The organism is Halomonas sp. PBN3 (genome assembly GCF_000475415.1).
Lineage (GTDB): Bacteria > Pseudomonadota > Gammaproteobacteria > Pseudomonadales > Halomonadaceae > Halomonas > Halomonas shengliensis.
Map to the genome: position 1 here is coordinate 1 of NZ_AXCA01000023.1, position 248 is coordinate 248.

Annotated in this window: 1 pseudogene; it reads right to left on the bottom strand. The window is 64.5% G+C overall.

What is annotated here, in order from left to right:
- A pseudogene (locus Q673_RS0117955) lies at positions 1-248 on the bottom strand (IS1380 family transposase); the annotation flags it as partial.

A 248-nucleotide genomic window follows, 5' to 3' on the forward strand; every position in this document is an offset into this window, starting at 1 on the left:
TGGGTGGCATGCGCCTGGTAGCGTTTGATCACCGCCTCCGGCGCCTCGTCCAGGCTGGTCCACCAGCCTTCCAACTCATAGTCCGGTTCGAGCAGCAACTGGCCATCGCGATCGGCGGTGCGCTCTACCAGGCGCATCACGCGTTGGACGACGTATTCGGTCTTGTTGTCGTCGTGGATCGAGACGGTCTGCGTCCACAGCGCCTGGCGCTTGCCAGGACGCAGCTCTTCCCAGTAGTCCGCCGCCAC